At 61.9% G+C, this 6,336-nt stretch carries 8 protein-coding genes and 1 pseudogene; 2 read left to right on the top strand and 7 right to left on the bottom strand.

Annotated features, from left to right (window positions below):
• The 3 genes and pseudogenes from DUT91_RS22150 to DUT91_RS25595 all read right to left on the bottom strand — a co-directional run.
• Positions 1–278 (bottom strand): annotated as a pseudogene (locus tag DUT91_RS22150) (transposase); the annotation flags it as partial.
• Positions 242–457, bottom strand: coding sequence for a hypothetical protein (locus DUT91_RS25600; RefSeq protein WP_147272237.1), 216 nt, complete (start codon positions 455–457; stop codon positions 242–244). The pseudogene DUT91_RS22150 and the gene DUT91_RS25600, both read right to left, overlap by 37 nt.
• 313 nt (positions 458–770) lie before the next feature.
• Positions 771–1,139: a hypothetical protein gene (locus tag DUT91_RS25595; protein ID WP_147272236.1), complete on the bottom strand. Its 369-nt coding sequence runs from the start codon at positions 1,137–1,139 to the stop codon at positions 771–773.
• Positions 1,140–1,159: 20 nt separating this feature from the next.
• Between DUT91_RS25595 and DUT91_RS26270 the strand changes: the two genes are divergently transcribed.
• Together DUT91_RS26270 and DUT91_RS22145 are read left to right on the top strand one after the other, a co-directional pair.
• The gene (locus DUT91_RS26270; RefSeq protein WP_200835056.1) at positions 1,160–1,549 is read left to right on the top strand and encodes a hypothetical protein; all 390 of its coding nucleotides are present in this window, start codon (positions 1,160–1,162) and stop codon (positions 1,547–1,549) included.
• Positions 1,524–1,973: a hypothetical protein gene (locus DUT91_RS22145; protein WP_200835055.1), complete on the top strand. Its 450-nt coding sequence runs from the start codon at positions 1,524–1,526 to the stop codon at positions 1,971–1,973. Before DUT91_RS26270 ends, DUT91_RS22145 begins: the two co-directional genes overlap by 26 nt.
• 281 nt (positions 1,974–2,254) lie before the next feature.
• Here DUT91_RS22145 and DUT91_RS22140 read toward each other — a convergent pair whose 3' ends face one another.
• Genes DUT91_RS22140 through DUT91_RS22125 form a run of 4 tightly spaced genes read right to left on the bottom strand, consistent with a single transcriptional unit; the run spans position 2,255 to position 6,278 of the window.
• A complete protein-coding gene (locus DUT91_RS22140; protein ID WP_114442642.1) occupies positions 2,255–3,619 on the bottom strand; it encodes an amidase in 1,365 nt (454 codons plus the stop codon).
• A 12-nt stretch (positions 3,620–3,631) separates the two neighbouring features.
• On the bottom strand, positions 3,632–4,849 hold the full coding sequence (locus DUT91_RS22135; protein WP_114442641.1) for an ABC transporter substrate-binding protein: 1,218 nt from the start codon (positions 4,847–4,849) through the stop codon (positions 3,632–3,634).
• A gap of 57 nt (positions 4,850–4,906) precedes the next feature.
• Entirely contained in the window at positions 4,907–5,953 is a 1,047-nt protein-coding gene (locus tag DUT91_RS22130) for a CobW family GTP-binding protein (protein ID WP_114442640.1), read from the bottom strand.
• Positions 5,946–6,278, bottom strand: a complete 333-nt coding sequence (locus tag DUT91_RS22125) for a hypothetical protein (protein ID WP_114442639.1) — start codon at positions 6,276–6,278, stop codon at positions 5,946–5,948. Before DUT91_RS22125 ends, DUT91_RS22130 begins: the two co-directional genes overlap by 8 nt.
• Positions 6,279–6,336: the final 58 nt, after the last annotated feature.

Here is a 6,336-nt window from a genome sequence, read left to right as displayed (position 1 = left end):
TCGCCCTCGATCGGCCGGTTCCGCCATTCCTCGATCTTCGCGTAGATCTTCTTGTTCAGGTTTGAAACCGTGCCAGGGCTGACCCGCGTGCCCCACAGCGCCTCGGTGATGTCCTCAACGCGCCGCATCGAGACACCGGCCAGATACATCTCGATCAAGGCCTCTTCGACCGAGCTCTCCCGCCGTCGGTAACGCTCGATGATGGCCCTCTCGAAGGTCTGGCGGCGCAACTTCGGCACCTTCAAAAGGACACGATGAAGCCAAGAGCGCCTGTAGTGATTCGGATCATCCATTGCCAATTCTCGGACATACCAGCTTCAATAGTGTAACCGCCAACAACAGTGGCGAGGAAACCAAGCAGAAAGCCAACAATGGAACCGGCAATAAACCAAGCCTCGGCTTCACGGACTCCAAATACGAATAATTCCCTCTGGCATTCGGTGATAAATTCCGCCAAAGCGACACGGTTTCGTTGCTAAAATCGAAATCCAAAGAACCAGCGGGGAAGGCCAATATAACGACCAATTGAAGTATTATCGCCGACGCATATAGTATCAAAAGCGTTTTGTGCAGACGGAACAGTCGGATGCTATCTGACCTGGAGATGATCATGTCATCCTGATGCCCGCGCCTTATTCTTTTCCAAGTCTCAAGCGTAGAAGCTAGCCAGGTCACGATCATCCCTTCTGGGAAAGGCTGCAATTACCACATCAGGCAAGCAGAATACCAATTAATTGGGGTGCGGAAAAAGGGGGGCCATCACCCCTATTTTAGGTCAGTAAACCCAGCCGTCCTTGGATTATCCCCGTAAAGACGCCTGGCGCTCTTCCTCCCCAGCCGACCGATGCACAGCCCCGCCAGATGAGTCCATTGGCATAACCGGTGCTTTCCGAACCACGGCCGCCATTGCCGGTGCCGCGACTGCGGCCGCCACCGCGACTGCCCGAATAGCCCGACTTGCCGCCGCTAAGTCCAACGCCATTGCGCGACGAGGAACCGGAGCCCTGTGAAAGCCCCGGGTTCTGGGCTAGGCCATGCACCGATGGCGGCGCAGGCGGCGTCGGCAATGCGGAAGCGGGCGGCGACCCGCCGAACATCGGCGGCTCAATCACCGCCGACCAGGACGCTGCTGTCGGCACGCGGTCCGCACCAGCGCCTGATGGAAGGAATGCTTGCGGCCGGCCCGATCGCCGATCTCAACGAAGACCCGATGTGGGTTGAGTGGGTGGCTGCCTATCGCAAGCCCTTCCCGGATGATTTCGACTTGCCCTCGATCCACGCCTTCAACTACTACACCAACACCAAGGCCGTGCTTCTGGACGAACCCTCCGAAGGGCTCGCACCTGTCATCGTCGATCATCTCATCAAGACTTTCCGCCAGGGGGCCGCCACGCGCCTCGACCACGTGCTCAGCCCCCGCATTCGAATTGACGTGATGCGGCGGCCAGGCGGAGGCGTTCGCAAGTGCGATGACCGAAACGCTGCGTGGCAGCGGCCTGCGGTACAACGATTTGGTGTCCGCATTGGCGCCACGGATCAGCCCGCGTGAACTGCTGGGAGCCGTCGACAATAACGATTTCGACCTGATCGCAACCAGGGGTTCGATGACCATCGACCGGGCGGCCAAAGTCGTCGTCGCGCTCAAGGATGCGGACCTTGGTAGCATCGCGACCGTTCGCGACCTGCTGGTGTCGGCCCTGACCAGCCAGGGTGTGGACGAAGCCGAGGTCCGCGAAGAGTGCGTCATCGGTGACCTGATGCGCCTCGGTTATTTCCGTAGCCAGCTGTGGGTGGCGGCCGAGGTGACCGGTCGGTCATTTGCCGACATGAAAAATGTGTCGATGAACCTGATCCCGAGCTTCGCGATTGAGGAGGCGATCCAGGCGCATCGTCAGCCGAGGGAGAAGCTGCCGGGCAGCGACCTGCACGATCGTCATCTGGCGGTGCTCGCCGCCTATTGCGACGTGCTGTAAGTAGATAGGCGGACGTCTGAAGACCTGCTGCGGGTCCGGAGGAAGGAGCCCATCCTCGACGCCTTGATGGGCGAGGTCCGCAAGGCGGCCGATTTCGAAGCGCTACTGGAGAAGCAGTGAACGCCTGCACGACATGAACGAACGTCGGTTTTTGGAATCAGCCACGTGATGTCTGTATGACCGAGAGGCCGGCGCTAAGTCGCCGTTCTATAATGTAATGACCCACCCTTGCGACTAATCATCTCTCGCCTCGATGAGATCGATCCGATGATCCATACGAGTCAGCTGCCAAGCAACTGTTCCACGGCGAGCGACGCGCCAAGCACCGGTTCGTCGCGATTGGGCAGGCCTGATAGCAGAAGCCCGATCGGCATCCCCGCAATTCCAGGGCCAATGGGCAGAGAAACACCACACCAGTCGAGGAAATTGCCGATCAATGTGTTGCGCAGCGTCTTGGCGTTCATTGCAAAGAAGGCATCGTCACTTTCAAGCAACGGAGCAACATGCGGTGCAACATGCGGCACCGTCGGCGAGAGCAGCAGTTCGTCGCTTGCGATCTCCTGCTCCATCCGGGAGATCATGCGGCGGCGGGTCGCCAGCGTGGTGACATAGTCGACCATCGAGATCTTTTCACCGAGCCGTGCACGGGCAACGACACGGTGATCCATTCGGCGCGAGGCCTCGCCCTTCAGGCGCTCTTCGTGAAGCGCATAGGCTTCCGCGGTGACGAGTGCGCCGCGCTTTGCCATCATGGCGAAAAGCTCGTCAAATTGCGGGAAAGCCTGCCGGCGGACCCTCGCACCCGCCTTGACGAGGCGAGCGACGACAGCCTCGAAGCTTGCGATGACCTCCGGCCCCGCATCGTCGAAAAAGATGGTCTCGGGAATGACGAAGCGAAGGTCACTGATCGCAGCCCTCCTCACCTGGGGCGCGGTGAAGCCGCGCATGGCGGCATCGACCCAGACGGCGTCCTGCACGGTGCGGCAGAGGGGACCAAGCGAATCGAGGCTGGTAGCGAGCGGATAGACGCCCTCCATGCTGTAGCGCCCGCGCGTCGCCTTGTAGCCGACGATGCCATTGAAGGCAGCGGGAATGCGGATCGAGCCACCCGTATCGCTGCCGATCGAGACAGGCACGAGGCCTGCCGCGACGGCGACGCCCGAACCGGAGGACGAGCCGCCCGGCAGGCGATGGCCATCGGTGCTGTTCGGGTTTTTCGGGGTGCCATAATGCGGGTTGATGCCGAGGCCGGAAAAGGCGAATTCGCTCATGTTGAGCCGGCCGATTGCTATCATGCCGGCCGCCTTCAGCGCCGCCACGACAGCGGCATCGGCCCTGGCCGGAGCGTTATCTGATAACACGACGGAGCCGGCGGTGGTGACCGTGCCTTCGATATCGAACAAGTCCTTCCAGGCAATCGGGATGCCGTCGAGCAGGCCGAGCGAGCGCCCGGCTTTCAGCCGAGCGGCGGCGGCGCGCGCTTCTACATAGGCGCGTTCTTCCGTGAGGCTGACGAAAATGGCCGGATCGTCATGGGCGCGGATCGCCGCGAAGGTTTCCTCGGCCAGCATGACCGGATCAATAGCGCCGGATTGCAGGCCAGGCGCCAGCGAAGCGATGGAATGGCCACGGATAGGGATGGACATCTGCATTCTCCTTCACGACCGCCCAACGAGCTTCATCCAGCGCCGGACGAGATAATTGTGTTCATCCATGGTGGTGTTCCAGACGGCTATGTTGTTGGCCCGCTGCCAATAGGAGCCACCGCTGCGCACCCAACCCTTCTTGATGCGGATCGAGCCGTCGGGGCCAGGGAGATCGGCCCAGGCCGGCAAACCGCAATACCAGTAATCCCACTCCTCCGCCGTCATAAAAGCGCGGGAGCGCTCCGGCGTCGAGATGTAATAGCCTTGACGGGCCACCACGGCGCCGGGCCAGCCGGAGATCCACCAGTTGAGATACTCATAGGCGACATCCATCATGCGGCCGTCGAGATGGCGGGACAGACAGAGGCCGCCATGCCAGGCGCGATAACCTTCCGCCGGCACGGCCTGCTCCACCGGCACACCTTGCCCGGAGAGGATGTTGATGCCGGTCGACCACATGCTTTGGATATCGGTCTGGCCCTGCACCATCAGCTTGGCGGCATCCTCGGCGGTGCGCCAGAAGCTGCGGAAGAAGCCGGCTCGCTTGTGCTCTTCGAGAATGTCGATCAGACGATCGATCTCATCGACGGTCATGTTGCCGAGATTGCGGAAACTCATGAGGCCGGCGGCGCGGGCGGCGAGCGCCGCATCGAAGATGCCGATCGCCGGCTCGTCGACGAGGGCCGCACGCCCAGCCCATTTCTCGTCCAGCAGGCTCGCCCAACTCGACATCTCCGCCGCGTTGGAAACGGCATCGGTGCGATAGGCGAAACTGTCAAAATTATGAGTGGTCGGCAGCATCGAGATCATACCGGTCGGCTGGTCGCCGAGCGCAAGATTGGGCTGCACGAACAGCTTCTTCACTGGTACATCGCCCTGCCCCATGCGTGGGTTCGGGCCGATATGGCCGGCCTTGGTCAGGTCATTGACCTCGCCCCACAGGGTTATGCGGCGCAGGTCGATCGGCTGCACGGCACGCCAATACCAGACGATATCGAGATTATGGAAGCACTGGTCGTAGATATCGTAGCTCGCCGGGTCCTGCGCCGCCTTATGCTGGGTGGTGAGGAAATCGTTATTATCGAAAACGACATCAATGCCGAGATCGGCCTGCGAGCGCAGGCGCAGCTCCTCGAGCAGCGAAATGGCGGTGCCGAGCACGCGCAGGACCGGACGGCCCTTGGTGTTCAGCGCCGGTGCGGCAAGCTCTGACCGGGAATGCTTGTTCATTGCGGAGTATCATTGTCCTTGATCAGCAGCTGCGCGCCTGTCATCTCGCCGAGGCGCTCATGCGACTTCAGCCGCGCGGCGCGCGACGGCGAAGGCTTCGAAAGATCGTTTCAGCAAATTGCCATCGAGCCCGTCAACAATAAAGACGATCTTCGACCTGCGATCGTCGCCCGGCCAGGCCTGCATGTGCACCGGCGTATGGACAAGATGCTGGACACCATGGATAGCGACGGGCGTTTCCTCGCCCTCGATATTGAGGATGCCCTTGACGCGGATCACCTTGTCGCCATGGCGGTTGAGCAGCATCGTCATCCACAGACCGAAGGCCGTCCAGTCGACCGGCTGATCGACAATGATGAACAGCGAGCGGAAATCGGCGCTGTGGGCGCGGCCGGCGGCGGGGAGCGACTGCTGCGCATCGCAGTAGAAGCCCGAGGATGACTGCAGGGTAGCCGCGCGCGGCACGTCATCCTCGATGACCAAGGCGGCGAGATCGAGCGCGCCATCGCAGGCATCGACGACTGGCGCATCGGGGTTCAACACCGCGAGCCGTGCGATAAGATCGCTGCATGCATCCTCGCCGGCGAGGTCGATCTTGGTGATCACCAGCCGGTCGGCAATCGCCGCCTGCCTGTTCGATTCCACGTAGGTGTCGAACTGGCTGAGGCCGTTTACCGCATCGACGGTGGTGATGACATTGCCGGGGCGGAAATGATGGCGCAGGACCGGATCGGCCTTGATGGTGGAGAGCACCGGAAAGGGGTCGGCAAGGCCCGTGCTCTCGACGACGATGCGGCGGAAGGGCGGGATCTCCCCTCGCTCACGCCTGGCATGCAGGTCGCGGATGGCGTCGGCCAGTTCGCCGCGCACCGTACAGCAAAGACAGCCCGATTGCAGCAGCACCATATTGTCATCCAGCCGCTCAACGAGATGATGATCGAGCCCGACTTCACCGAATTCGTTGATCAGCACCGCGGCATCGCCGAGCGCGGGGTCCTTCAGCAGGCGGGAGAGCAGCGTCGTCTTGCCGGAGCCGAGAAAGCCTGTGAGCAGGTTGACGGGCGTAAAGGCGGGAATCGCGACGGCATCGAACAGATCAGCCATGTCGCAGGCCCTCCATGCGTTCGATTAGAGCTTCGTCCAGCGGATCGCAGCCACGGCCGATCATCGCCTCAGCAGCCGGCCAGAGATGGCCGAGCTCCTCGATGACATCGGTCTTGCCTGTGCGCGAGGAGAGCAGGAAGGCAGCGCCCTGCCAGTCAGAAAGCTGCAGGGCGAAGGAGGCGAGAATGATATTGGCCGCGCTGACGCGACGGGCCCGCTCGCGACGGCGATCGACCCGCTCATGGTTGCGCGTATAGACACCCGGACGCGCCACGGCGTCGGCCCAATGTTCGTTGCCGCCGAGAATACCGCAGAGGGAGCACATGATTCCGCCTTTCCAGGAGCCGGTCGGAGCGCGGCCAATACCGGCATGCGCCCTGACC

Source organism: Paramesorhizobium salinisoli (genome assembly GCF_003335045.1).
In the GTDB taxonomy this organism is placed as follows: domain Bacteria; phylum Pseudomonadota; class Alphaproteobacteria; order Rhizobiales; family Rhizobiaceae; genus Paramesorhizobium; species Paramesorhizobium salinisoli.
This window is presented reverse-complemented; position numbering and strand designations above follow the sequence as displayed.